Raw genomic sequence first — 23,216 nt, 5'->3', positions numbered from 1 at the left:
CTGCTCTGGTTCGTTCTACAGTCACTTTGCGAACAAAACGCAAACCGGTTTATCGAGCCTGACCCTGGACGCTCCAGCCGCCAATCTCCCTGTGTGCGGATCGATCGCGAGGGCGGTAAGGTCGTTACTGGCTTGGCCGGCGACGACGAGCCATTTTCCACTCGGGTCGATGCCGAAACCGCGCGGCACCTTAACGCCGGCTTGCTTGACCTCGGACAACGTCAACCTGCCGTCCTCGCCGACCTCGTACACGGCGATGCTGTCGTGTCCGCGGTTGGACACATACAGCCATTTGCCATTCGGATGGAGAGCGATCTCCGCCGTCGAGTTTCCGTGACCGGACACCCCTTCGGGCAGCGTCGAGAGGGTCTGAATCTGGGTCAATGCGCCCGTAGCCGGATCCTCGTGGTAGAAGGTCACGCTGTTCCCCATTTCGTTGTTGCCGTAGACGAACATGCCGTTCGGGTGGAACGCGAGGTGCCGCGGCCCGCCGCCCGCAGGCGTCTTAGAAGATCGAGGGACGGCCGGGGTGAGCGCTCCCTTCTTCGAGTCGAGCCGAAAGGCGAGCAACTCGTCCGTTCCTAGATCGCACGAATAGACAAACCGGCCTCGGGCGTCGGTGTAGATCGCGTGCGCGTGGGGTCCCTCCTGACGGGATTTGTCCGGACCGCTTCCAGAGTTCTGAACGACACTGGAAGGAACGTCGAGGGAGCCATTAGACTTGATCGGGAAGCAGGCGACGCTCCCGCCCGTATAAGCGGCGGCAAAAAGGTGGTGGCCGCTGGGCGTTACCGAAAGGTGGCATGGGTCGGCGCCTTTGAACGATTGGGTATTCAGCAAGCTCAGCCGTCGGTCGTGGCCCACCATGAAGGCGCTTACTTCCCCGCTCCTCGCCTCCTGGACGGCATAAAGAAAGTGCCCATTCGGATGAAGCGCCACGTAGCTGGGATTGGCAACTTCCACCGACAATTCCGGCTCCGAAATCGCCCCCGTTGCCGTGTTCAAGCGGGCCTGGTAGATCCCTTTGCTCCCGTTTGCCGAGGTGTAGGTGCCGATGTAAAAGTCGGCCTCATGGGGAACGGTCGACAGGGCGAGGAAGAGCGGTAGAAAAAGCACTTGAGAATGAATACTACAGCCTTCGCGGGTTTCGCAAACTCAGTGTTATGATGTGGGTGGTGACATCGTGACCCAGTACTGGCTTGCTCTCGCATTCGGCGTCAATCTCGTAGCTGGCTCGCAGCCATTTCCGGTTCGATTTGTGCGATCCGCGATCGGGCGGCCGGTGACGGTGTCGATCGACGGCCGACTTGAGACGACCTTTGCCGGCAAGCTTGGCTTTCAGGATGCGGGGCGATCGTGGATGTCGGTTTGCGCCGACGTCCGAAGCCCGATTTCTCAAGGCCAATTCTTTCAGGTCCGCGCGGTAAGTGCCGGTTCGGTGGGAGGCCGCATCGCGGCGGCCGGACACATCGTGGCCCGCTTCTTCAAGTCCGCCCAAACTCCCGACCAGTGCGCCGGGCTTCAACTCGCGGTCTGGGAAGTTCTGGAGGATGGTGGCCAGCAGCCGAACTTCCTGGCGGGGCATTTCCAAGCGAGCGCGACCCCGGCCGCGCTCGAATACGCCGCCGAATACTATCAGGCCGCCAACGACGACGGAGACGCGATTTACCTACAGACCGGAAACGGTCAAGGTGGAGGCGGCGGCCAGGGCCAGCTCTCGACCCTGACCTAAGGCTACCAGCGGATCTTGTCCGGGAAGAACTCCGCGATCAGCTCTTCGTAAAACGGTCGGAGCTTCTCCACGTTCGGCCGCTCGTCGACCTTGGAGTACAGGTCGTACTTGTTGAATTCGAGGACCCACTTCAGGTTCTCCCGATCTTTATCCGAGGCGAGATGGTCGTACGCTCCTTCCCGGTGCCAAGGGTAGAACGAGTGGTACCGGATCATGTACAGCGCCTCTTCCGGCAAGTAATCCTTGACGACGTGGTACAGGTATTCGTCGTGGCCGTAAGAGAGATGGACGTTCTCCAGGCCACAGCCGGGCTCGTACACACCGTTTTCGGTCTGGTACTTCGCCACCTTCGCATCGGGATTATCGGCGAAGAACTCGGAGAAGACGACCTTATCCGAATACCGGCAGCCGGTCGCGAACGTGTCGCCGACGACCGCCCACTGCGGCTCGCCGTACAGGCATAGAACTTTGCCGAGGTCGTGCATCAGCCCGGTGAGGATGAACCAGCGCGGATGCCCATCGGCGCGGATCGCCTCCGAGGTCTGCATCAAGTGCTCTATCTGCGTGGCGTCGGTGTCCGGATCGCTGTCATCGACCAGAGTGTTTAGAAACTCCATCGCCTCCCAAACCGACTTCTTGCCCATCTCCAAGCTGGAATACTTGGCCTTCTTCGCCTTCACAAACTCGTGGGTCTGGTTGATGTGATTCAGCCGATAGAACTCTCGCACCGTCGGCCGCACATCCGCCGTATAGTCGCGAAACTGGTGCCCTTCCTCCGGGTACCTCTCGAGAACGTCGCTCTCCCACTCATCGAGCGACTCGAGCGGCGCGGATGCATTGACGGCGACGGCGGGGTCCATGCCAGTTATGATAACCCAGAGCTAGGTGAAGGACGGTACGTCTAAATCTCGACGTCCGGCTCGGCGGCTGCTTCTTCCGATTCCGCCGCCGGTTTGGTGAAAGCTTGGATCAAGGCCGCGACCTTGGCGCGCGAGGCGCTGTCCGGCCTCGCCCAAATCGCCTTCACATGGTTCGGCGTAATGAATTTCGTCCGAAAATTCTTAAGGCTCGAATACGGCCGCCACAACGTGATCCACCGCCCCTCGCGATTCATTACGTCCACCAACACACTGCCGGTCGCCGTGGAATACTGCCGCACAAAGCAAAGCGCTCCCGGGGTCACGGACGGCGTCCCGTCGACTTCATTACAAACTACGGCGTGGGTATTCATCTCGAGGGGAACCATCAAGGTACCAGATGGCGCGATGCTCCCCGTGGATCGGGCTCACCGCTTAGCCAGCGAGTAGTCGTAGGAAATGGCGGGTGGGCCTTTCCAAATCAGCGTGCCCGATAGATGCCCCACCCATCGAGAGCGAGCGCGCCGTCGAATTCGGAGGCCTCGGTTGCTTCCGTCAACACCGACGACAAGTGTCCGAGCGGGTCGATACGACCGGCGACGTTTCCGCTGGGAGCGCCCGAGGGGCCGAATTCTTGGCCGGTCAGCGTCCCGTCGGGGCTGAAGGTGTAGGTCGCGGTACCCCGGTCGGTTTCGTCGGCCGTGTTCACCCAGGTTCCGCTGTAGGTCCCGACGAACCGTGCGTAAGAGAGGCGCGAGGCTGAGTCCCCACCGCAGCCGAAGAGGGCGAGGACAGCGACGATCAGAAGAAAGAGCTTCACAGCCTTAGGATTTAGAATATACGAACCGCTGAATCAGAAACTCTTTCAGTCCTTCGGAAGTGATAACCTCGGAGGCTGCGTCGGAGTTCTCATTAATTGAGACCTGAAACTGGCAACGATAATAAGCAGGTCTCATTTGCAGTACCATCGCCGTCGCAAGGTGCTACGTGATACACTCGGGCATGTTCGCCTTATACGCTTGGATCGCGGGGTTCCCGTTTGTCGAGGTCCTGCCCACTCCTCTTGAATTTCTCAAAGCGGGCCAAAACTACTTTTTTGTTAGAGATGTGGACGTTGACATCGTTTCTTATGGTGGCGTTAAGAAGCACAGCCACACGCGTCAAGTGTCCCGGGTTCTGATTAAGGACCGCAAAGAAAACGCGGTTAGGCTCTTTTGGTGGAAGGATGCTTACGCTACAGAACCTGATCAGACACCTTGGTTGCAGGCGGATAAGGAGCACCTAACGATACCGTACATGGAATCTACTAGGGGTTGGTGGGAAGGCGGAAACAACTCGAGTGGAGAAGACGCCGTTTGCGATCTCGACTTAACGTCTGCTCATACCGCTCTCGTCGCCGCGCATGGTTCGCTCATCGAACGGCAATACGCACATAACTTCGACGGAGTCAATCTCCAAGCCAACACCCAAGTAGTTTCGACGAAGGAGGAAAATTTATTTTCTCCTATAGCTGTCACCCTTGCCGCAAATAGATTGTATTATTCGAGCACAATTTTTAACCCACCTTCGAAATCGCTTGACGCGTATTTTCCCGCCCTTTTCATGGGAGGTGGTGCTCCTCGTTCATTCGGAGACAAATGGGGTGGAGACTGGACTATTACATTCACCAGCGGTGACCACCGAGAAACAGCGTTATTTCATGGCCGGGCCATTTTTTCCGCTGTGCAACTGATCGATGGTGTTTCTTGCGCAAAAATCACTGTTCATCGCTCAGATCAGCTTCCTGGTAAAAAAGAAAATTCCTGGGACGACCAGCTCTATATGAGGCTAACGGATGGTATTTTTCAGCGCCTTGAGCATATCAACAGCGGTGAACTCGAAGTCGACGGGATCAAAGGCGAAGGAACCATGAAGATAGTTGTATGGCGTTCCGACACAATTCCCAAGAAAGATAAGTAAGTAGCCAAAACGCTAACGCCAAAGAATCCCGAAACTTCGATTCAGTTTAGGCTTACCCTTGATAAGGATGTTGGAAAGTTGGTCCAAGTCTTCCTCTTGGCTTCAAACATGGGTCGCTGAAAGGATGGTGCCATGAAGCGTTCAGCAGCGAAGAGTTATCCCGAGAGTCTTTTTTGCCTGCCTCAGTTTAGTTTATGAACGAGTCAGAGACTATTCATAATAGTGATGGCAGAATTTCGCCTGTTCTACAGGAAAGTGTTTGAGAACTGCACCTTCCGGTCGATCCAGGGACTTCACACCCTCAGCAACCGCAAGCATAGGAAGTAAAAGGTAGCCGGTGGGCAGATCGAGCCGTCTTTTGCCAGAGGCTCGACCGAATACGGGTCGTTGCCGTCGAAAACCATTGACTCGCCCGCGTTCAACTCGTAGGTTTCGCCGCGGATGTGCATCCGCAGGCCGCCGGTCCGGCAGATGAGCATGTACGGGAAGTTGGAGCCGTCGGCGGGGGTCTCGTCTAAGCCGAACAGCTCGACCTCGTTGAACTGGAAGAATCCGGACGAGATTCCGCCGCCGCATGTCTTCACGAAAACTCGCGCGAGGCCGGCTCGACCGAGCCGGTGCCGCTCCGCCGTCTCTTGGATCTCTTCGGGGTCCGCTCGCATCCTCTCCCCTTCCTCGCCCACCTGGGCGCGAGAGACTCGAGCGTGATGCGCCGCGGCGTCGTCTCCGATGGCGAAGAACCATCGGCCGGCATCGGAGCGGATAACTCGCTGCGGGGCCTGCGCCAACAGGTCCGGGTCCCACAGTCTGCCGATGTAGACGTTAAGGCCGTCGGCGATCTTTCGCTCGGTCTTCACCGTACACGCGTTTCCGCTTTCGACCTTGACGATCGTTTTCGTGGAAAGCCCGGCCCTTTCCGAGAAATCGCGAATGCTCCAGCCGCGCAGGGTGCGGAAGGCGCGCGCGTTTCTCCCGAAGACGGCCGGATCGGAGCGGTTCATGCTCACATCCTCATTTTACGGGCGAAAACTACTACGGACCGGCGCTTTCGTTGTACTTTCCCGAAACTTCAAATTCCGCCCCCTTGGTGCTCAGAGAAGCCGAATGTTTAATGCACGGGCAAGGGTGGGCTTGTTGGGATGGATAGGCGACGACTCAGGGTCGCGCCCGGCCGGACCGGCGATCCCACGAGTATTTATGCACCCAATCCCTAGTCCTCGTCCATTTACCGCTCGCGCATTTACCCTCATCGAGCTACTGGTCGTCATCGCGATTATCGCCGTCCTGGCCGCCATCCTGTTCCCCGTTTTCGCCCAGGCCAAGCAAGCAGCCAAGCAAACCGCCAGCCTCAGCAACATCAAGCAGGTTGCCTTGTCCACCCAGATTTATGTCGGCGACGCCGATGACACCGCCATGCTCCCGTGCACCTGGGGATCGGGAACCGGATACGACGTCTATCCGGGGAACCCCGATGGCGACTACGCCCCCTGGAGCGTGTTGCTGCAGCCCTACATGAAGAACTACGGCATCCTGGCCGATCCGCAGGGGCCGCCGTTGCTGGCATTCCCAGGATTCCCCGGCGCGCCCACCTGGGCCGCGCCGTGGAGCCAGCTCTTCGATACCCAGTACGGCTACAACGGCCGCGCTTGGACGCCGCAACCCATGGTGGCGCCGTTCAACCCGATGCCCCGTTCCATGACGGCGATCACTCGTCCCGCCGAGACGGTGATGTTCGCCGCGAAGACCGGGGCGAGCGAAGTCCTCGTTCCGGGCTTCTGGTCGCTTTATAACGGCGACAAGTCACCGTTCATGATCCAAGTCGTCTTCCCACCCGTGTGCGACCCGGGCAACTTCCTTCAGCTCGTCCCCAACGACTGCTGGGGACCGGACAGCTTCTTCGCGACCCCCGGCTTCAACCCAATTAAGCAAGACGTCGCGGACGGCTACGTGACGGGACTCGTGAGCCAACGCGGTTCCGGCAAGATGCTGATCACCTACGGAGATGGCCACGCCGCCAAGAAAGCCGCCGGCGCGATGGCGGTTGGCACCAACTACACCGGCAAAGGCTCGGTCTTCCAAAACAAGATCACGGACGACTCGATTTACCAGTGGGACGGGGCAAATTGAGGCGCCTGGCCCTCGCCCTGTGCATCGCCGCCGCCGCCGGCTGCAGTTCCCCAGCCCCGGAACCAGCCAAGCCGGCCGCCCCACCCAAGCTCCCACCGGGAATGAAGCTCGGCTACCAGCCGTCGACGAAGTAGGCCGACGCCGCTCCGACCACGATGAGAAATACCCTGGCTCTATTGACCCAGGGTATTTCTCGCTTTAGGGATCGCACCAACTGCCGGTGATTGCCATGTGCGAAGGCGAAGCAGGTCCAGTAAGCCGGCGCGCGAGTGCAGCGAAAGGGTTGGTGGCGGAGACCACCGTTTTCAGCTGATTGATATATCCTGATATCAACAGTCCATGAGCTACCGCACCCTTACCACGGCCGACGTCGACCACTTTCTGCGCAAGGGCTACGTCAAGATCGAAGGCGCGTTTGAGCGCGAGACGGCGGAAGAGTGGACTCGCACCTGTTTTCGGCGGCTGGGATACGACATGGAGGATAAATCCACGTGGGTCGAGCGCCGCATCCATATGGGGGGCGACCACTACGTGGAGGTCGAGCAGTTCGCCCCACGCGTGTTCGACGCGATGTGCGATCTGCTGGGCGAGGAGCGCATCGGAACGCCGGTGCGGTGGTCTGACCATTTCATCGTGAACCTAGGAGTAGGCGCCGAGGAGCCTTGGCAGCCGGCGAGCCCCAGCACCCCCGGTTGGCACAAGGACGGGGATTTCTTTCGGCACTTTCTGGATTCTCCCGAGCAAGGGCTGCTGGTGTTCGTGAACTGGACGGATGTCGTCCACCAAGGTGGCCCCACCTACATCGCCACCGACTCCGTGCCGGTGATCGCAAAGTTTCTCGCCGATCGGCCCGAAGGGGTGCTTCCGGGGGAGTTCAACTTCCGAGAGCTGGTGGGGCAATGCAAAGAGTTTGAGGAAGCGACCGGCCAGGCGGGCGACGTGTACCTACTCCACCCCTACATGCTCCACGCGGCCTCCCAAAACCCGCTCCGCTTGATCCGGGTGATCACCAATCCGCCCGTCCATCTCAAGGAGCCGATGCGGTTCGATCGCGAGAATCCCAACGACCACTCCCTGGTAGAGCAGGGCGTCCTCCGGGCGTTCGGCGTCGACCGGTATGAGTTCCGGTCCACCGCCGCCCGAGAGCGCGTGGTTCCCGAGCGGGTTCGGCGGCAGCAACAGATGCGGGACGAAGAGCTGCGACGCGTGCAGGCAACTAGCTAGGCGGCTTTATGCCTACCATCGCTTAGATTCCCATGTGCCAGTCTTGGTCGCCGTAGATCGTTTGGACATACTCAAGCTGAGCGATGTGGGCTTCGGTGTGCCGGGCCGCCGCGGTTAGACCGTGGAGCACGGTGCCCGTCCCCAGCCCGAACGGAAATGTGATCGGGTCGTTGAGCCCCTCTTCGGTGAGGGTGTCGATCCAAGCGACATACGCGGCGGCGTTCTTTTCGAAGAGCGCGACGACCTCGTCGCGCGAGGTGAACTCTTGCTCCTCCTTCCGAAACCCTTTATCCGCGATCGCACTCGTGGACGCGCCAAAGGGTCGTCCCTGCAGCATTTCCGTGATGTTGTGAACCGCAATTCCCGCGTGGGCAACGATAGCCAGCGGCGATCGCGCGGTCGGCGAAGGTGACCAATTGAGTTTGTCGTCGGGCGTATCCTTCAACAAACCCATCATTCGGCCCCGACTCTGCTCAAATTCCTGCTTTGCACGCTGAATAACTTCCGCCATTGAAATCTCCTGGTCGCTCCACATCATTCAGCGGAGCGTTCTGGAAGGTAGTCGATTCGGGAGTCAGGAGATCGACACCGAGGGGCAGGATTCTTTGCTTTTTCGGCACGACGCCCGCAGGTCGATGAGAGCCATTACTGGCGACAGCGGGGGATCCGGCCCGCCGCTCGTCGACAAACTATGGCTTAAGGGGCGGGGCGACGGCCGCAAAGGTCGTCATCTTCAGCAGCTGAGCATCGTGAGTCCAAAGCTCTGCACCATTGGCGATGGCGGTCGCCGCCACGATGGCATCGGGGATCCGCAATCCAGCAAGCCGCATGTCGATGACCGGCTGCTTCAATGCATCGATGAGTGGAGCGACAGTTACACCAGAGATGAAGGCGCTAATTTGTTGAGCGTCCTTAGACGTAAGCGACTTGAAGGCGAGTAACTCGATCTCCGTGATGATTGAGACCATCAGCACCCCAGATGGAAGAGGATCCTTGAGTCTGCCCGAGAGGTGATACAAGACGACGTTGGTGTCGAGAACGTAGATCACTGCCACTCGCGGCGCATTCGCTCTTGAATGGCGAGCGGATCTTCGTCGAGCGATATGGATCCGGCTAAGGCATTCACGTCCGCTTGGCGGGTCGGCTGAGCGTGACTTCGTGCCTGTTCGATCAGGAGTTGCGCGAATTCCAACTTTTCGTCGTCAGACAACTCCTCCGCCGACCGAATAAGCTCTTCAAACTTCGTTAAGCTCATGATTCAGAGCCTTTTCGTGGTGAATTCCCCAAACGATGGTGGATCGTGTAGATCTTCAACCCTGTTTTGGGAATTCTACCACGCACCGTAAAAGAGTCCAATACGGTTCTCACGTATGGCAGCGCTGGGTCTTGTGATTGGCCGAGCTAAGTGACTGCAGAAGACTTCAACCGCAACTTTTAGCCGGGAGGAAAGCGCCGTCGCACCCTCCTCCCGGCCTCGAATCTAGCCGCTGCTCGAGATGAGGCGCTGGACGAGTCGGACTCGACTCGCGTCGCCGACGATGACGTCGCCGGCGCTATTCAGCTCGATGCCGTTCATTACGGAGAACCGGGCCACGTTACCAGGACCGTCGGCGGTGCCGGCGACGCCGAATCCGGCGACGGTTCGAACCGATCCGGCGGGGCTGATCCGGCGGATCAGGTAGTTGCCCGAGTCGGCCACGTAGACGTACCCGGCCCGGTCCACGGCCACGTCGGTGGGCGACGAGAAGAGAGCCGAGGCGCCCGTGTCGCTATCTCCGTAGCCAATGCCGTTGCCTGCGAAGGTCGTGACGACGCCGGCCGAGGTCATTTTGCGAACGAGGTGGTTTCCAAAGTCGGCGACATACAGTTCGCCGGAAGCGGCGAGCGTAATGCCCCGCGGTTCGCCAAAGCGAGCCGAGTTGCCCGAACCATCCGTAGTGGCGCCCGTCGGGGTACCTGAAGAGTCGTCGCCGGCAACCAGCGAAACGGTCCAGCTAGTGGACAGCGAGAGATCTTGGGCGGTGGGAGTAAGCCGACGGATTCGGTTACCCGCCGCTTCCGAGACAAGCAATTCCCCACCGCTGGTGAGGACGATGCCCCAAGGCTTGTTGAACTTAGATTGCCAGCCCGGCCCATTGGCGTAGTCGGCGGCGCCGGTACCCGCGATGGTACTGACCTTCCAGTTGAACGGCTGAGCCGGGTCGAGGTCCCCGACCCGCGCGATGCGACGGATTCGATTATTGAATCCATCGGTGACATACAGCTCAGATCCGGACGCGGAAACCGCGATGCCGTTGACGGAACCGAACGTGGCAACGCTGCCAAGGCCGTCCGCCACGCCCGACTTGCCCGGCACGACTCCAGCGATGGTCGAGACGGTACCGCTCGACGTGATGCGCCGCACCGAGCGGTTGACCGAATCGGCCACGTACAAAACGCCCTGCGCGTCGTAGGCAAAGGCACCCGGCGAGGCGAAAAGCGCCCCCGAGACGTTGCCGTTGGAGTAGCCGGCGGAAGTGGCGCCGGTGAGGGTGCGAACGATGGCTCTAGCCGACCCCGGGGCCGGATTGGGACCGGCATTGAACACCGCGTCGGGCGGAGCCGCCGAGTCGGTTTGCGCCTCGATCGTGACCACGAAATCAAAGCTCTTCACACCAGCCGGGATGATCAGCGACCAAGGGGTGAGCTCCGAGCTGCTGCTGGGCTGGACCGTCTTATTCTCGAGAATGTAAGGAGTTGGGCCACCATCGGTGGGGACGAAGTCGGTGGGATTTGCGAGGCGGACCGAGTCGACGCCGCTAGAGGCGCCGCCGTCGCCGTTGAAAATCGGGAAGCGTCCGGAATCCGGCGTCACCTTACGGATGCGGCTGTTACCGGAATCGGCGACCAAAATGCTGCCGTTCGTGTCCATCGCCATGCAGACCGGTCCAAGAAACTTAGCCTGGTCACCCGGCCCGTCGGCGAAGCCGTAGCCTTGGTCGACGCCGGCAATCGTCGACGACTGCCACGCCTCGGCGAACAGCATGTTGCCGGATGGCTGAAGGGTCAACTGACGGATGAGGCCGTTAGATTCCGACACATAGATGGCCTTGCCATCGTAAAGCAGGCCGATCGGCTCGAAGAAGCTGACCTGAGTGCCGTTGCCGTTGTCGCTTCCGCTGTTACCGTCGCCGATCGAAATCTTGTTTCCGCTAAGGTCGAAAATGCTGACCTTACGAATGAACGCCTCAGAGACCGCGAACTTGCCGTTCCCCAGCGAAATCATTCCGCGGGGGGCGTCGTTTGTAAATGGCAGTGTGGATACGTTATAGCTGGAACCGGTCCAAGTGAGACGGCGCAGCTTGCCCGTGGTCCCCTCCGAAACCAGCAGGTCCGGATTCGTAGAGTCGGTATTTGGGATTTGAGCGACCGAGTACGGGAGATTGAACCGGGCAGTCGCTCCGGGACCGTCGTCGGCGCCCGAGGTGCCCGTGCCCGCCAGGAGGATGGCCGTGTTGGTGCTCAGATCGAGCTTGTAGATCTTGTGGGTGTTCAGCGAGGCCGCGTAAATGATGTCGTTAGGCTGGCCGTTTCGCCACACCATCGACGTGACGGGACCGATGCTCGTAATGAGGGTGGAAACGAACCCGTTCCGAGAAACCCGCAACGACTGGTTGTAGCCGCTAAAGAAGATCGAATTGTCCCGATTGTCCCACAGGACCGAGTGCGGGCTGCTGAGCGATGCGCCAAGCGCGGGACCATCTGCGCTTCCGGATGCCCCGGACCCGACGACGGTGGACACCACGGTGTCGGCGCGCAGGTCAGAGTTCAAGCCCGTACTGAACGCGCCGAACATGACCTTGAACCCACCGGAGGCGCCAACCACTTCCCGGGTGTTGTTTCGCAGGCTCACGTTCAGCTTTCGCCGAGTGAGCTCGCCTGAATCGGACAAAAGGTCGCCGGATTGAAACGCGAGCGCCGTGCCCGTAAAGATCGCCCGGGAAGCCGGATTACCGCCGAGCGGGGTGACGGTCACCTTCCCCGTCTCCACGTTCACGCTGAACTTGGCGGTGCCGAGCTGGGGAGCGGTAACCGGTGGGGGATTTTGCCCTCCGGTTGACGAGTGTCGACCTCCTCCGCTGCCGCCGCAGCCGACCAGTGCAACCAGAGCTGCGGTTCCGAGAGCGGTAGCCGCTCCGTATCGATGTATAAGACCCATGGGTGCCCCAGAATGACATTCGGCCACCGCAATCTCGGCACTTATTCAGAATTAGATGTATTTCACAGGGTAATCAGCATTTTTGCGGGCTTTTAACGCGTGATCGCTCGCGACGCTAGACGCAATCGGATAGGGTTTCGGGCTCTCTTCCACGGTCGAGCGGATCACGTTGTCGACCTGCCGCAGAAGGTGCCAGATGGCAATTTTGCTCTCGGGCGCTACGGGCCGAGGCCCGTTGGGGATTTACGCCGCGGTCTTGATCGTGGGCTCGCGGGCTTCTGGTTGCAAACTTGCCCCAGAGCAGCGCAGAGATCGTGAAGGAAGCTAAGCCCGACGTCCGCATATCGCATCCGGGCCGAGTCGTTCGAGGTTAACATCCTCGCGATCTTTGGAGATTAGACGCGGTTGGAAACTGGCTCGAACCGCGCCTATTCGGTGTTGGCGAGCACGCTTTTCAGGGACTAGCGGGCACGCGAGCGTTGGTGTACGATACCGATAGGTCTCGCCATGCTCCGTTCTTTTCGCATTTGCATTCAACTGCTTTCTACGTTGGCCATGTTCCTTCTGGCTAGCGTCGGCTTTGGTCAAGGGCCGGCGCCGTCGAGTCTCACGTTCAATCCGGCGAGCGTGGTGGGCAGTAAGAATTCCATTGCGACCTTGACGCTCTCTGGTCCCGCACCGGCGGGTGGCCTCGTCGTCACGCTTTCCGATGACAGCCCGAGTGCCAACGAACCAGCCAGCGTCACGGTCCCGGCTGGCCAAAAGAGTACGGTGTTTAACGTTTCGACGGTTGCGGTACCAACCGACACGAACGTGACGATTACGGCGACCGCAGGTGCGAGTTCGGCGCAGGGCGTGCTCACGATCACGGCTCCCCGAATGGTCTCGTTAACCGCCTCGCCAACGACGATTCTGGGCGGAGCGAAGACCACTATCACCGCAACCATTTCCAGCGTCGCGCCAGCCGGCGGATTCACGCTGAGTATCGCATCGAACAACTCCGCCGTGATCCCGGCATCTACGATCACGATTTTGGCCGGAGGAACCTCTCGGGCGCTTACGTTGACGAGCGCCTCGGTGCCCGCTAATACGCTAGTGACTTTGTCCACCGGTCTGAACGGATCGATCGTCTCGACCGGAGTCACCGTACTTGGCGTTTCGCTGGCGTCGCTCTCGGTCTCTCCCACGAGTGTAGTGGGTGGCAACAGTGCAACGGTCACCGCGACTCTCACCAACGAGGTTCCGCCTGGAACAACGTTCGTTTTCACCCCTTCCAGCAGCAGCCCATCGATCAGCGTCCCGGCCTCCGTAAGCGTGGTAGCCGGAGCGTCGAGCGCCACCTACACGGCCACGACCGTTCCCGTCGCGACAAACCTCTCGGCCACGTTATCCGCCAGTGCCGGTGGAGCTACCGTGAGCACTCCATTCTCGGTCACCGCCCCAACGCTGGTTTCGTTTTCGTATAGTCCGACGACGATTGCCGGCGGCGGCGCGACCACCGGAACCATTACGATTTCAAGTGCCGCCCCGGCCGGCGGACTGCCGATAGCTTTAACCATCGACAAAACCGTAGCGTCGGTTCCGGCGTCGGTAAGCGTTCCCGCCGGTGCGACCACTTGCACTTTTACGTCGAAAAGCGCAGCCGTCGCGGCCGACGTCACCGCAACCGCAACCGCCAAGTTGAACGGAGCTTCTCTTCAGGCTCAGTTTAAGATCACCGCGCCCACTCTGATCAGCCTAGGCTTCTCGCCGCCGGGCGTCTCGGGTGGAGTCTCCTCCACCGGCACGGCGACGATATCGAGCCCCGCGCCCAAGGGAGGACTTGTAGTCGCCCTCAAGGTAGACAAACCCGCGGCATCCGTTCCTGCTTCCGTGACGGTCCTTCAGGGAGCGACGAGCGCCAGCTTTGTGGCAACGACGACGCCCGTCGCCGCCGACACGGTGGTGACCGGTACCGCGACCTTGGCCGGAATATCCCAGACGGCCCAGTTGACGGTCCGTTTTTCGGGATTGGTTTCATTGACGATGTCGCCCAGCTCCGTTAACGGCGGCGCTAGCTCTACGGGCACGGTTACGTTGGCCAGTCCGGCGCCGGCGGGTGGAACGCTCGTGAACCTGTCCTCGAACGTGTCTGCCGTCGTGACTCCTTCCTCGGTAACGATCCCTGAAGGTCAATCTTCGGCTACCTTTACGGCGGTCACGAGTCAGGTAGCCGGCGACACGACCGCGACGATAACGGCCACCGCCGCTGGAACAACGGTTTCTGGGACCCTGACGGTGGTTTCCTACAAGATGGTCTCGCTGGAGTTTAGCCCTACGACCGTAGTCGGAGGCTCCAGTTCGGTCGGCACCGTTACGATTTCTGCTCCGGCTCCCGCCGGGGGAATCCTCATTGCGCTTAGCAAAGACAAGCCGGCTGTCACCGTGCCTTCTACGGTGTCGGTTGCGGAAGGAGCAACCACCGCAACCTTTACCGCCACCACGGTGGCGGTCGCTTCCGACGTTACCGCGAACGTCACGGGCAGCTTTAGTGGAACCTCGGCTACCGGGCCACTGAAACTCAGCGCGCCCACCATCTCCTCGTTTGCTTTCTCCCCTAATTCGGTGACCGGTGGTCAGTCGTCGACCGGAACGGTCACGCTTTCTAGTGCGGCGGCAACGGGCGGAGTAGCGGTTGCTCTCGCAAGCAACAGCTCGGCCGTTCCGGTTCCTTCGAGCGTCACAGTGCCCGCCGGCGCGACGAGCGTTACGTTCAACGTTACGACCACGTCGGTCTCGGCGGATACCACGGGAACCGTAACCGCCACTCTCAATGGCGCGAATACGACGGCTCAACTCGGAGTTACCGCTCCCTCTATTACGTCGATCGTGTTCTCGCCCAACAGTGTCGTGGGCGGCGTGAACTCTACCGGGACAATGACCTTGCTGCATGCGGCTCCCGCCGGTGGCGAAACGATCACGATCGCTTCGAGCAAGCCTTCAGTGCGCGTTCCAGCGTCGGTGTTCGTTCCCGCGGGTGCGACGAAGGTTACATTCCGTGCGCGGACCTCGCCTGTGCTCGCCAACCTTTCTGCCGTGGTTACGGCAACTTTGAACGGCGAATCGACGTCCGGAACTTTGACGGTTAAGGCGCCCACGATCACTTCGGTGACCGTCTCGCCATCCAGTATCACTCTGGGAACCCCAGGGGTTATCACCGTTACGATATCGAGCCCGGCGCCCCACGGATACTTTGCGGTCAGCTTCCTTCCCGCCGGCGATGCTTTGGGAACGCCGGCCCCGCTCCTAATTCCCGCGGGTCAAACGGTTGGGCATACGATGCTCCCAACCAACGCTCTGAACTCGCTAGCGAGCACCCCGGCGACCGCGACGATCTCTGCGAGCCTCAATAACGTAAATACCAAGAGCAATTCGTTCACTCTGACGGCGCCCGCGCTTACCGCCCAACTGACCTCTCAGGTTTCCGAGCTGAGAGGTGGAACCTCGACTCCTGGGTTCGTCAGCACCAACATCAAGGCGGGCGGCCTCAAATTCACGCTAACCAGCAGTGACCCGGCGGCGGTAGGCGTGCCTTCAACCGTGACGATCCCAACGGGCTCTCATGTTGTCGCTTTCACCATCACCACATCCGCCGTCGCCACCAGTAAAACCGTCACGGTGACGGCCACGGCGAACGGCGTATCGGCCACCGAAGACATCTACGTTCAAGGACCGGCCTATTTGGATGCATTCCCGACCGGTGGGAAGATCGGATTGCAGAATCCGGCGCCTGCCGGCGGCCTTACATTCAGCCTGAGCAGTTCGAGCGGGGTCATGACCGTCCCATCGACGGTGACGATTCCTGCGGGTGCTACGAGCGCAAGTTACGCCGCTACATCCGCAAACGTCGATTCGGACACCGTCGTGACCGTGTCGGCAACTCTTAATGGCACCACGCTAACTCGCGACGTATTACTGCGGCCGACATCCTTTATTGTCCAGGTTATTCCGAGTGAACTTACCGGAGGATCTCAGGCCGTCCTAAAGGTCATTCTGAGCTCGCCCGCTCCTGCCGGCGGTTCAGTCCTCCAAATCAACAGCTCGTCGGCGAGCGGTGGTCTTCCGTTCTCCGTTACGGTTCCGGAGGGGCAGACCCAAGCCTCGGTCCTGTTCACGACCAGCCCGGTTTCTTTCGTTACTCCGGTGACGATCACTCCTTCCGGCGACTTCCCCCAGCCGGTCACGATGTACCTAGATCCAGCCCCAACGGATCTCGGAGAGCGAGTGTTCTTCGAAGCTGGCGCCACCCTCCAGGCCGGTTCTGGCGGGCTAAGTCCGGGCGTGGGGATCTACTCCGTGAATATGGACGGAACCAACGTTCAAACCTACTCCAACACCGCCCACCTGCTAGACGTTAGCTTGGACGGGTCCGTGATTCTTGCCGACGATGGGTCGTCCTCGTACACGTTCATCGACGCTCTTTCGGGGGCTACCGCGCCTGGACCTCCGCGCACCGTTGGAACGACCTCGCTTACCAATCCGAAATTCTTCCCGGATGGGCGGAGCCTGCTGTTCCAGGCAGATGCGACGACCATGGGCATCTACGACATGAGCACCGGGATCATAACGTCCTTAGTGCCGATGGGAGGGTCGATCCTGTCTTACTCCGTTCTCGCAGATGGTGATTTCTACGTGCAAGTAGCCGATGGAGCCTTCAGTGACCTCTATCGAGTGCAGGGCGGATCACCGGCGCAGATCATCAATGGTTTCGCCGGCAATCTAGACGCGGCGCCCGGGCGGCCTGCCGCGTCGCTCATGCTGATATCGAAGAAACTAAGCGTGGGGACTTGGCAGGCATACAGCCTTAACGGAACTCAGACGACCGCGCTTATATCAAGCACGGCCTACACCCAAGTTTCCGCGTTCAACTACTTCGATCCGGTTGGTACGTTCGATGGCAACGCGTTCAGCGTCTGGTCGGATCAAGGCGGAATCGTCGGTATCTATTCCCTGGACAATCAAAAGCCGCTACGAATCCTATTCTCGGCGTCTGGGCTCGGGAACCCGATCTTCAGGATCATCCCTATTATTCCCTAGCGAACTTTGTAGGCAATCGACCCGACGGTGGGCCGATTGCCGGGCTTTGGCGGGCACTGCGGACGGGATCAACCCCCGTTCGATGTGCTCGGCCGGACGGGAGACCCAAAGACACTTACAAGCTTACGGATCAGGGAAGGTCATACGTCGGCTCTTGTAAGATTCGCTTCCTTCGCTTTATTCGCCAAGATCTCTTTTGTCTTAGTAGATTTCCAAGCACGCCGCATCCGATGCTTCGAATCCCGCTAAGGCCTCCGCATGAGCCCGAATGCGGTAAGCCGTGTCTGCCGTCGATAGGTTGCCGCAACGAAGCCACACAACCTTGGGAGGCGGTCCGAAAAGAGCCGCGAGTTCGTTACGATGACGAGGCCGTGATGCTGAGCATGTCGCCAAATCACGCGATCATCCGCTCTGTCCAGCCCAAGCGACCGGACCTGCAAAGAATCTGGGAACAAATCAGCGAGCCGAGCGCAGAGTTTGCTGCTCAGATTCTGATCAAATAGCAGCCTCATCCGTGATCGGCAATCAGACGACGTTCTCGGTCGGCGGCATAGGCCAAACAAGCACGGATGTCTTCCTCGGTTAACTCAGGAAAGTCCTCTATGATTTCTCCGTGCGACATTCCAGACGAAAGCCAACCCAAAACGTCGGAAACGCTGATGCGCATTCCTCGAACGCAAGGTCGTCCTCCGCGCTTGCCCGGATCGGCGGTGATGATTTGATGGTAGTCGATCATCGGAATCCCTTCATCCTACGGCAACTGCGGCGATCTGCTTCATAAGCCCAAATTTGAGCTTAAAATGCCGTCGAAAGAAGGCAATGTGTACCCGATCGTGTACCTGTACCCTTAAAACGAACAAAACCCGCTCGATACGAGCAGGTTTTGAACCTAAATCTTGGTGGACCGTGTAGGGCTCGAACCTACGACCCGCTGATTAAGAGTCAGCTGCTCTGCCAACTGAGCTAACGATCCGTGGGGGTATTTATACCTCGCCGTCAAAACCCGGTGCAAGGGCTTGTCATCGGACCTCCGCCAATCCGAACCGGTCGTGTAGCAACCGAACCGCCCGATTCGTCTCCGCCTCGGGGACGAGGACGCTGAGGGAGTAGTCGCTGTCGCTGGTCTGCAACACCGTCACCTGGCCGTCAGCCAAGGTTCGGAGCACGGCGAGGAAGACCCCCGGCTGCTGCATATATTCGTGTCCGACGAGCGAGACCATCGTGCACCCCTCGGTAAGCTGCGCCACCACTCGCCGGATCTGCCCGAGCGGCTCCAGCAGCGCCGCCTGGGTCTCGACTTCGCGCGAGGCGTGCTGTCCGATTTGAAAGAGGTAGAGAGGGCGCTCGGTCGCGCTTCCCGCCCCGGGGACTACCAGACCGTCTAATACGTCCTTGACGATCGGATACTGGCTGCGCGGAAGCGCGAATCCAGTGCTGCTGGGGCTGAGGTTTAACATGAAGAGGTTGACCCCATAGCGCGCCATCGTCTCATAGATCCGCCCCTCCAGCATCGCCCGCTCGGCGCCGTCGACGTTCGACAAGTTGAACTGGAGGAAGACGAGTTTGCCGGTGTGGGTAACGCCGGTCACTCGCCGGCCCGGGAACTGCTCGCGGGTCACGATCTCGGTTCCCTCATCGTCGGAGAAGGTGTTCTTCACCCACAGCGGGATGTGGTAGTTCATCGCGATCTCCGCCGCGCGCGGATGCACCACCTTCGCCCCCAGGTGGGCGATCTCAGCCACTTCGTCGTAGGTGACGGTTCGCAGGGTGGGCGCCGTCGGGACCGCGTCCGGGTCGGCCGTCTTCACGCCGTCCACGTCGGTGAAGATCTCGACCGCGTCGGCATTCAACGCGGCGCCGATGGCTGCTCCGGTGGTATCCGAGCCCCCGCGCCCAAGCGTCGTAAGTTCGCCCCCGGGAGCACCGTCACCCGCCACGTACACCCCCTGGAAACCGCACACGACCGGGATATTTCCCGCTTCGATGCTTCGGAAAAGACTTACCGGATTGATTCCGACGATCCGGGCGTTGCCATAGACGCCATCGGTCCGGATACCCGCCTGTCCGCCGCGGAACGACTGGGCCGGATGTCCGAGAGTCTTGAGCGTGTGGGCGAAGATCACCGAAGAAAGGATCTCTCCGCAAGCGATCAGCAGATCCAGCTCGCGCGGCTCCGGCTCCACGTTCGGGTCAATCTCCCGGAGCACGTTGATCAGCGTATCCGTGGCATACGGAGCCCCTTTCCGCCCGATCGCGCTGACCACCACGACGGGCCGGAACCCCTGCTCCTTCGCCGAGATCACCCGCATCGCCGACGTCATCCGCGCCTCGGCGGTAGCGACGCTCGTGCCCCCAAACTTCATCACCTTAATTCGCATCTACTTGCCCTCCTTCGGATGTATGTGCCGAACGAGGGAGAGGGGGTTGGGGGTGAGGGAGAACGTACGTTCGCTCATCGGCGAGGGCGCCGACGCTACTTGGGAGGGGCAGTGACGCGTCATGAAACCCGCTCCGTCAACGTCTCCTGAAATCGCTCGGCCACCCGCTCGACGTCTTCGGTTCGAAGCACCATTAACATCCGGTCGTGCATATCGCCCAAGTGGTCGACTTCCGCGCCGGTTCCGATGAGGGTCTGCACGAGACTGGCAATCATCCCTTCCTCGTCCCGAATATTCACCGCATGAACCAGGAGGATGCTCCGGGCGCTATGGATGCTGAAGTGAACGCCGGTGGGCTCGATCGCCCTTTCCACTTCTTCCCCTTTGTCTTCCGGAACCAGAAACGACATTCCCGATGGAGAGAGCTTGAGAAAGTCGATGCTGATGGCGGCATTGGTCACCGCTTCCAGCACGAAGAGGCGGCCGCGCATCACGTCCCCTTCAATTTGAGAAACGTGCACCTGGGCAAAGCCGTGGCGAACCTCCAGACGGCTCACGCCTCGGCGCTTTTCGAATTCGGTTTCTCGGTCGGCGACTTGAGGCACGATCTTCGTCATTCCTTGCCCTCGAGGATCTCGGCCGCCCGTTGCCACACCTCGGCCGGCAGCTCCACTCCGCTCGCCTCGGCGTTCGCTTCGATCTGCTCCGGTCGCGAGGCGCCGACGATGACCGAGCTCACGCCCGGCTGCCGAAGACACCACGCCAGCGCGAACCGCGCCAACGGGTGCCCCATCTCGTTCGCGTAATCCTTGAGGCGCTGGACTCGGGTCAGGGTCTCGTCGTTGAGCATGCCCTGCATGAAATTGTTGGAGGTCTCGTCCGCGCCTCGCGATCCCTCCGGCGCCGGCTGGCCCGGCAGATACTTACCGGTTAGAACACCCTGTGCTAACGGAGAGAACACGATGTTCCCCAAACCGAACTGCTGGCAAGTCGGCAGAACCGATTTCTCAATTCCCGGATTGAGCATGTGGTACTGCGGCTGATTGCTCGCCGGCGGGTTCGCGTTCAGGCTGCGCGCGGTGTGAACCAGCTCCGTGATCTGGTGGGCCTGCCACTCGCTGACTCCCCAATACAGCACCTTCCCCTGCCGAACGAGGTCGTCGATGGCGCGCACGGTTTCGTCCATCGGCGTGTCCGCATCGAACCGATGAAACTGCATCAGGTCGATATAGTCGGTCCGCAGACGCTTGAGGGAGGCATGGACCGATTCCGTGATGTGCTTCCGCCCCAGCCCCCGGTCATTCGGGCGGTCGCTCATCGGGAAGTAGCACTTGGTCGCGATGACAAGCTCTTCGCGCTTCAATCCGGCGGTCGCTTTCCCCAGCGAGAGCTCGGCTTCGCCGCGGTTGTACACGTCGGCGGTGTCGAACAGATTGATGCCGAGGTCGAACGCCTTGCGCACGATGTTCTCGGTGGTCGCATCATCGATTGTCCGCCCCTGCGTAAGCCATCCGCCGAGCGAGACCTCACTCACCCGGATCCCATACCGTCCCAACTGGCGATAGCGCATTTGTAACGAAGAAGCGTACCCACCCACGCTCCGATCCTTTCCCAGGTCCGAAGGTCGTTAGGCTAACGGTGCCGAAGCCCGAATTTGACAACCTTTCCGGAAACGAATTCCGCGATGTACTTTATCGGAGCGCGGCCGTCCCGGCCGCACCCTGGACGGCGGGCGTCCCGCCCGTCACTGGAACTTAAAGAGAACTCCGTGTTTGAACGGCTGCACGGGAATGAGCTTGTGCTCGGCGACCGCATCGGCGAGCAGCACTTCCCACTTGCTCTGCCAATCGTCCACCAACGACTTCCGAAGGTCGGCCTGCAGCGGAGTGGGAGCGCCATATAACCCCATCGACGCGAGCCACTGCTGGGCGAAAGCCTTGTCCTTGACCATCGGGCTCAGATTGATATAGGCGTGGGTGAAGCCGAGGCGCTTCATTTCCCGCACGTAGTCCTCGGCATTGTTCATCGAGTCGTACGGGATCAAGGTGCTGTGGCCCGGGTTCGCCCACATGTACGGAACATCGAGCAGGTTGCCGAACACTTCGTCGTATAGTGCGACCTTCCCTCCAACGACCTGCTGATTGATCGCCTTACTTGCCTCAAAGAACGGAATCGTCGCCGCCTGATATTCGTCCGCCGAAACCCGCCCGAGCACAACCTGAAGCTGGTCCGAAAACTTCTGACTCTGAAATAGCCACAGCGTATAGGAGGTTTGCAGCACCGCCACCGCCATGGCAGCTTGGCGCAGGGTCAGCATGACCGCCGCCCCTCCCAGCAAAATCGCCGCCGGCGGGGCGAGGGTGGTGATGTAACGGCTCTGCTGGCTGAGAAATATCCAGAGCACGAAGAAGATGCCGGAGCTGGCGAGAATGAACCGTTCAAACCGCCGGGCTCGCCCGCTCAGGGGCCAGATGACGAGCGCCGCCAGCACCGCGATTCCGGCCGCCCCAAAGGGCGATCCGCCGCCATGCGTTTGATTTGGATTCACGTACCGGCCCGGCTGGTAAGCCAATCCAAGCACCGCATGCCCCATATTCGTCGGGCTATGCCCGACGCCGAAGCTTTGCTGCTCAATCCGGTAGATGTCGGCCCGCCGCTGGTCCCAGTTCGCCCCGCCGAAGCGCTCGTACAGGAACGGATAAACCGGATTTCCTACGTTCACCACGTTTTTGATAAGCCAGGGCGAGGCGATGGCCACGGAAACGAGGCCGATCAGCACCGCGCTCTTCAGGGAATCCGCCACCTGTCGGCGAGTGACGCCGAAGATCACCACGGCCCCACAAACGACTAGGATCGTTTGAAGCCCCGTGTACTTGCTAGCCGCGGCAAAACCAAGTAAAACCGCGGCGAGCCAAAGCGACCGGCGATCCTCGTCCGCTACCGCGATTGCGGCGAAAGCGATGCCGAGGCCCGCGAAGAGCCCATGCCCGACATCGATATAGGCGGTTCCGCTCTCCCAAAGAATCGCCGGAACCGTCGCAAAAGCGAGCGCCGACCACCAACCCGCGGTTCCTCCATATCGCTGGCGCGCGAAGCCGAAGGTGGCGAGAATGCCGAGGACGAGAAAGCCGAGAGAAAACCCCTTCGCGCCCGCCTGGCCGCCCCACATCAACCCCCAGGTGTAGAGGTCGTCGATGACGTCGGGAAAATTGCTGTGGTGAATCGCCGGAACCGAGTAAATGTGCCCCGCCGCCAGCCAAAGCTTGGGCACCGCCAAATGGTAGGCAAGCGAATCCCAGTCGTTTCCATCGCTTGGAGCAAGGACCGCCACCAAGGTGAACAGGACCAGAACTGCCATCGCCAACGGCCCAAGCACCGCTGGGCCCTTCGGCAAGCCAAATCGAAGCTCCCTTCCTCCTCGAGCTAACAAAAAGATCCCGGCCAGCGCGTAGGCGCCAACAAGATAGATCCCGAAAGAAAAGCCCCCGGGAATCAGCCCGATGAACAGGGTAGCGGTTCCCAGAACCCCCAGCCCCACCAATCCGCCTATCCCTAGACGCAACGCGGTGTCCAGCGCCTCGGACCATCGACGGACGAGCGCCGCGCCAACTCCGGCGCAGCCCGCGACGACCGCCAACGTAATGAGGACGCCTAACACTTCGCGC

19 protein-coding genes, 1 tRNA gene and 1 pseudogene are annotated in these 23,216 nt (G+C 60.3%); 5 read left to right on the top strand and 16 right to left on the bottom strand.

All coding sequences use genetic code 11. The features are described 5' to 3' along the window. Positions 1 to 21: 21 nt before the first annotated feature. A complete protein-coding gene (locus OP10G_RS16525; RefSeq protein WP_025229332.1) occupies positions 22 to 1,116 on the bottom strand; it encodes a lactonase family protein in 1,095 nt (364 codons plus the stop codon). Between the two features lie 52 nt (positions 1,117 to 1,168). On the opposite strand from OP10G_RS16525, the gene OP10G_RS16520 reads away from it, so the two are divergent. Then, complete coding sequence (locus OP10G_RS16520) at positions 1,169 to 1,732, top strand: hypothetical protein (protein WP_025229333.1); 564 nt, start codon at positions 1,169 to 1,171, stop codon at positions 1,730 to 1,732. Between the two features lie 2 nt (positions 1,733 to 1,734). Here OP10G_RS16520 and OP10G_RS16515 read toward each other — a convergent pair whose 3' ends face one another. The 3 genes from OP10G_RS16515 to OP10G_RS16505 all read right to left on the bottom strand — a co-directional run bounded on the left by OP10G_RS16515 (position 1,735) and on the right by OP10G_RS16505 (position 3,409). Further along, the gene (locus tag OP10G_RS16515; RefSeq protein ID WP_025229334.1) at positions 1,735 to 2,592 is read right to left on the bottom strand and encodes an inositol oxygenase family protein; all 858 of its coding nucleotides are present in this window, start codon (positions 2,590 to 2,592) and stop codon (positions 1,735 to 1,737) included. Between the two features lie 41 nt (positions 2,593 to 2,633). Then, positions 2,634 to 2,963, bottom strand: a complete 330-nt coding sequence (locus OP10G_RS16510; protein ID WP_144241200.1) for a hypothetical protein — start codon at positions 2,961 to 2,963, stop codon at positions 2,634 to 2,636. 107 nt (positions 2,964 to 3,070) lie between these two features. Further along, entirely contained in the window at positions 3,071 to 3,409 is a 339-nt protein-coding gene (locus tag OP10G_RS16505) for a hypothetical protein (protein WP_025229336.1), read from the bottom strand. A 182-nt stretch (positions 3,410 to 3,591) separates the two neighbouring features. Between OP10G_RS16505 and OP10G_RS16500 the strand changes: the two genes are divergently transcribed. Then, positions 3,592 to 4,548 carry a hypothetical protein gene (locus OP10G_RS16500; protein ID WP_025229337.1) on the top strand — a complete coding sequence of 319 codons (957 nt, stop codon included), beginning with the start codon at positions 3,592 to 3,594 and terminating at the stop codon, positions 4,546 to 4,548. A 293-nt stretch (positions 4,549 to 4,841) separates the two neighbouring features. Here OP10G_RS16500 and OP10G_RS16495 read toward each other — a convergent pair whose 3' ends face one another. Further along, positions 4,842 to 5,549 carry an XRE family transcriptional regulator gene (locus tag OP10G_RS16495; protein ID WP_025229338.1) on the bottom strand — a complete coding sequence of 236 codons (708 nt, stop codon included), beginning with the start codon at positions 5,547 to 5,549 and terminating at the stop codon, positions 4,842 to 4,844. A 196-nt stretch (positions 5,550 to 5,745) separates the two neighbouring features. On the opposite strand from OP10G_RS16495, the gene OP10G_RS24855 reads away from it, so the two are divergent. Together OP10G_RS24855 and OP10G_RS16485 are read left to right on the top strand one after the other, a co-directional pair. Beyond that, a complete protein-coding gene (locus tag OP10G_RS24855; protein WP_025229339.1) occupies positions 5,746 to 6,675 on the top strand; it encodes a prepilin-type N-terminal cleavage/methylation domain-containing protein in 930 nt (309 codons plus the stop codon). Positions 6,676 to 7,014: 339 nt separating this feature from the next. Beyond that, on the top strand, positions 7,015 to 7,899 hold the full coding sequence (locus OP10G_RS16485; RefSeq protein ID WP_025229340.1) for a phytanoyl-CoA dioxygenase family protein: 885 nt from the start codon (positions 7,015 to 7,017) through the stop codon (positions 7,897 to 7,899). A gap of 22 nt (positions 7,900 to 7,921) precedes the next feature. On the opposite strand, the gene OP10G_RS16480 is transcribed toward OP10G_RS16485, so the two are convergent. From OP10G_RS16480 to OP10G_RS16465, 4 genes are all read right to left on the bottom strand, one after another. Continuing rightward, positions 7,922 to 8,437 carry a DinB family protein gene (locus tag OP10G_RS16480; protein WP_025229341.1) on the bottom strand — a complete coding sequence of 172 codons (516 nt, stop codon included), beginning with the start codon at positions 8,435 to 8,437 and terminating at the stop codon, positions 7,922 to 7,924. A gap of 151 nt (positions 8,438 to 8,588) precedes the next feature. Next, entirely contained in the window at positions 8,589 to 8,954 is a 366-nt protein-coding gene (locus OP10G_RS16475; RefSeq protein WP_025229342.1) for a PIN domain-containing protein, read from the bottom strand. Further along, entirely contained in the window at positions 8,945 to 9,154 is a 210-nt protein-coding gene (locus tag OP10G_RS16470) for a hypothetical protein (RefSeq protein WP_025229343.1), read from the bottom strand. The genes OP10G_RS16475 and OP10G_RS16470 overlap by 10 nt, the downstream gene beginning before the upstream one ends. A gap of 225 nt (positions 9,155 to 9,379) precedes the next feature. After that, positions 9,380 to 12,097: an NHL repeat-containing protein gene (locus OP10G_RS16465; protein WP_025229344.1), complete on the bottom strand. Its 2,718-nt coding sequence runs from the start codon at positions 12,095 to 12,097 to the stop codon at positions 9,380 to 9,382. Positions 12,098 to 12,652: 555 nt separating this feature from the next. Here OP10G_RS16465 and OP10G_RS16450 point away from each other — a divergent pair. Next, entirely contained in the window at positions 12,653 to 17,173 is a 4,521-nt protein-coding gene (locus OP10G_RS16450) for a beta strand repeat-containing protein (protein ID WP_144241198.1), read from the top strand. Between the two features lie 201 nt (positions 17,174 to 17,374). On the opposite strand, the pseudogene OP10G_RS27945 reads toward OP10G_RS16450, so the two are convergent. The 7 genes and pseudogenes from OP10G_RS27945 to OP10G_RS16420 all read right to left on the bottom strand — a co-directional run bounded on the left by OP10G_RS27945 (position 17,375) and on the right by OP10G_RS16420 (position 23,209). Next, positions 17,375 to 17,685 (bottom strand): annotated as a pseudogene (locus OP10G_RS27945) (DUF5615 family PIN-like protein). After that, complete coding sequence (locus tag OP10G_RS16445; protein WP_025229347.1) at positions 17,682 to 17,906, bottom strand: DUF433 domain-containing protein; 225 nt, start codon at positions 17,904 to 17,906, stop codon at positions 17,682 to 17,684. Before OP10G_RS16445 ends, OP10G_RS27945 begins: the two are co-directional and overlap by 4 nt. Before the next feature lie 164 nt (positions 17,907 to 18,070). After that, positions 18,071 to 18,146: transfer RNA gene (locus OP10G_RS16440), tRNA-Lys, on the bottom strand. A 46-nt stretch (positions 18,147 to 18,192) separates the two neighbouring features. After that, positions 18,193 to 19,551, bottom strand: coding sequence for an aspartate kinase (locus OP10G_RS16435; RefSeq protein ID WP_025229348.1), 1,359 nt, complete (start codon positions 19,549 to 19,551; stop codon positions 18,193 to 18,195). Between the two features lie 119 nt (positions 19,552 to 19,670). After that, the gene (locus tag OP10G_RS16430; RefSeq protein WP_025229349.1) at positions 19,671 to 20,168 is read right to left on the bottom strand and encodes an ACT domain-containing protein; all 498 of its coding nucleotides are present in this window, start codon (positions 20,166 to 20,168) and stop codon (positions 19,671 to 19,673) included. Further along, complete coding sequence (locus OP10G_RS16425) at positions 20,165 to 21,121, bottom strand: aldo/keto reductase family protein (protein ID WP_025229350.1); 957 nt, start codon at positions 21,119 to 21,121, stop codon at positions 20,165 to 20,167. Before OP10G_RS16425 ends, OP10G_RS16430 begins: the two co-directional genes overlap by 4 nt. Positions 21,122 to 21,295: 174 nt before the next feature. Then, positions 21,296 to 23,209, bottom strand: coding sequence for an ArnT family glycosyltransferase (locus OP10G_RS16420; RefSeq protein ID WP_025229351.1), 1,914 nt, complete (start codon positions 23,207 to 23,209; stop codon positions 21,296 to 21,298). Positions 23,210 to 23,216 lie beyond the last annotated feature (7 nt).

This window comes from Fimbriimonas ginsengisoli Gsoil 348 (genome assembly GCF_000724625.1).
GTDB classification, from domain to species: Bacteria; Armatimonadota; Fimbriimonadia; order Fimbriimonadales; family Fimbriimonadaceae; genus Fimbriimonas; species Fimbriimonas ginsengisoli.
The sequence above is the reverse complement of the archived record's forward strand: the minus strand, read 5'-3'. Positions and strand labels throughout refer to the sequence as shown.

Excerpts from the sequence above, each read along its gene's own strand:
- OP10G_RS16515 (WP_025229334.1), bottom strand. The coding sequence starts at position 2,592 with ATGGACCCCGCCGTCGCCGTCAATGCATCCGCGCCGCTCGAGTCGCTC.
- OP10G_RS16510 (WP_144241200.1), bottom strand. The coding sequence starts at position 2,963 with ATGAATACCCACGCCGTAGTTTGTAATGAAGTCGACGGGACGCCGTCC.
- OP10G_RS16500 (WP_025229337.1), top strand. The coding sequence starts at position 3,592 with ATGTTCGCCTTATACGCTTGGATCGCGGGGTTCCCGTTTGTCGAGGTC.
- OP10G_RS16495 (WP_025229338.1), bottom strand. The coding sequence starts at position 5,549 with ATGAACCGCTCCGATCCGGCCGTCTTCGGGAGAAACGCGCGCGCCTTC.
- OP10G_RS24855 (WP_025229339.1), top strand. The coding sequence starts at position 5,746 with ATGCACCCAATCCCTAGTCCTCGTCCATTTACCGCTCGCGCATTTACC.
- OP10G_RS16485 (WP_025229340.1), top strand. The coding sequence starts at position 7,015 with ATGAGCTACCGCACCCTTACCACGGCCGACGTCGACCACTTTCTGCGC.
- OP10G_RS16480 (WP_025229341.1), bottom strand. The coding sequence starts at position 8,437 with ATGATGTGGAGCGACCAGGAGATTTCAATGGCGGAAGTTATTCAGCGT.
- OP10G_RS16470 (WP_025229343.1), bottom strand. The coding sequence starts at position 9,154 with ATGAGCTTAACGAAGTTTGAAGAGCTTATTCGGTCGGCGGAGGAGTTG.
- OP10G_RS16465 (WP_025229344.1), bottom strand. The coding sequence starts at position 12,097 with ATGGGTCTTATACATCGATACGGAGCGGCTACCGCTCTCGGAACCGCA.
- OP10G_RS16450 (WP_144241198.1), top strand. The coding sequence starts at position 12,653 with ATGTTCCTTCTGGCTAGCGTCGGCTTTGGTCAAGGGCCGGCGCCGTCG.
- OP10G_RS16435 (WP_025229348.1), bottom strand. The coding sequence starts at position 19,551 with ATGCGAATTAAGGTGATGAAGTTTGGGGGCACGAGCGTCGCTACCGCC.
- OP10G_RS16430 (WP_025229349.1), bottom strand. The coding sequence starts at position 20,168 with ATGACGAAGATCGTGCCTCAAGTCGCCGACCGAGAAACCGAATTCGAA.
- OP10G_RS16425 (WP_025229350.1), bottom strand. The coding sequence starts at position 21,121 with ATGCGCTATCGCCAGTTGGGACGGTATGGGATCCGGGTGAGTGAGGTC.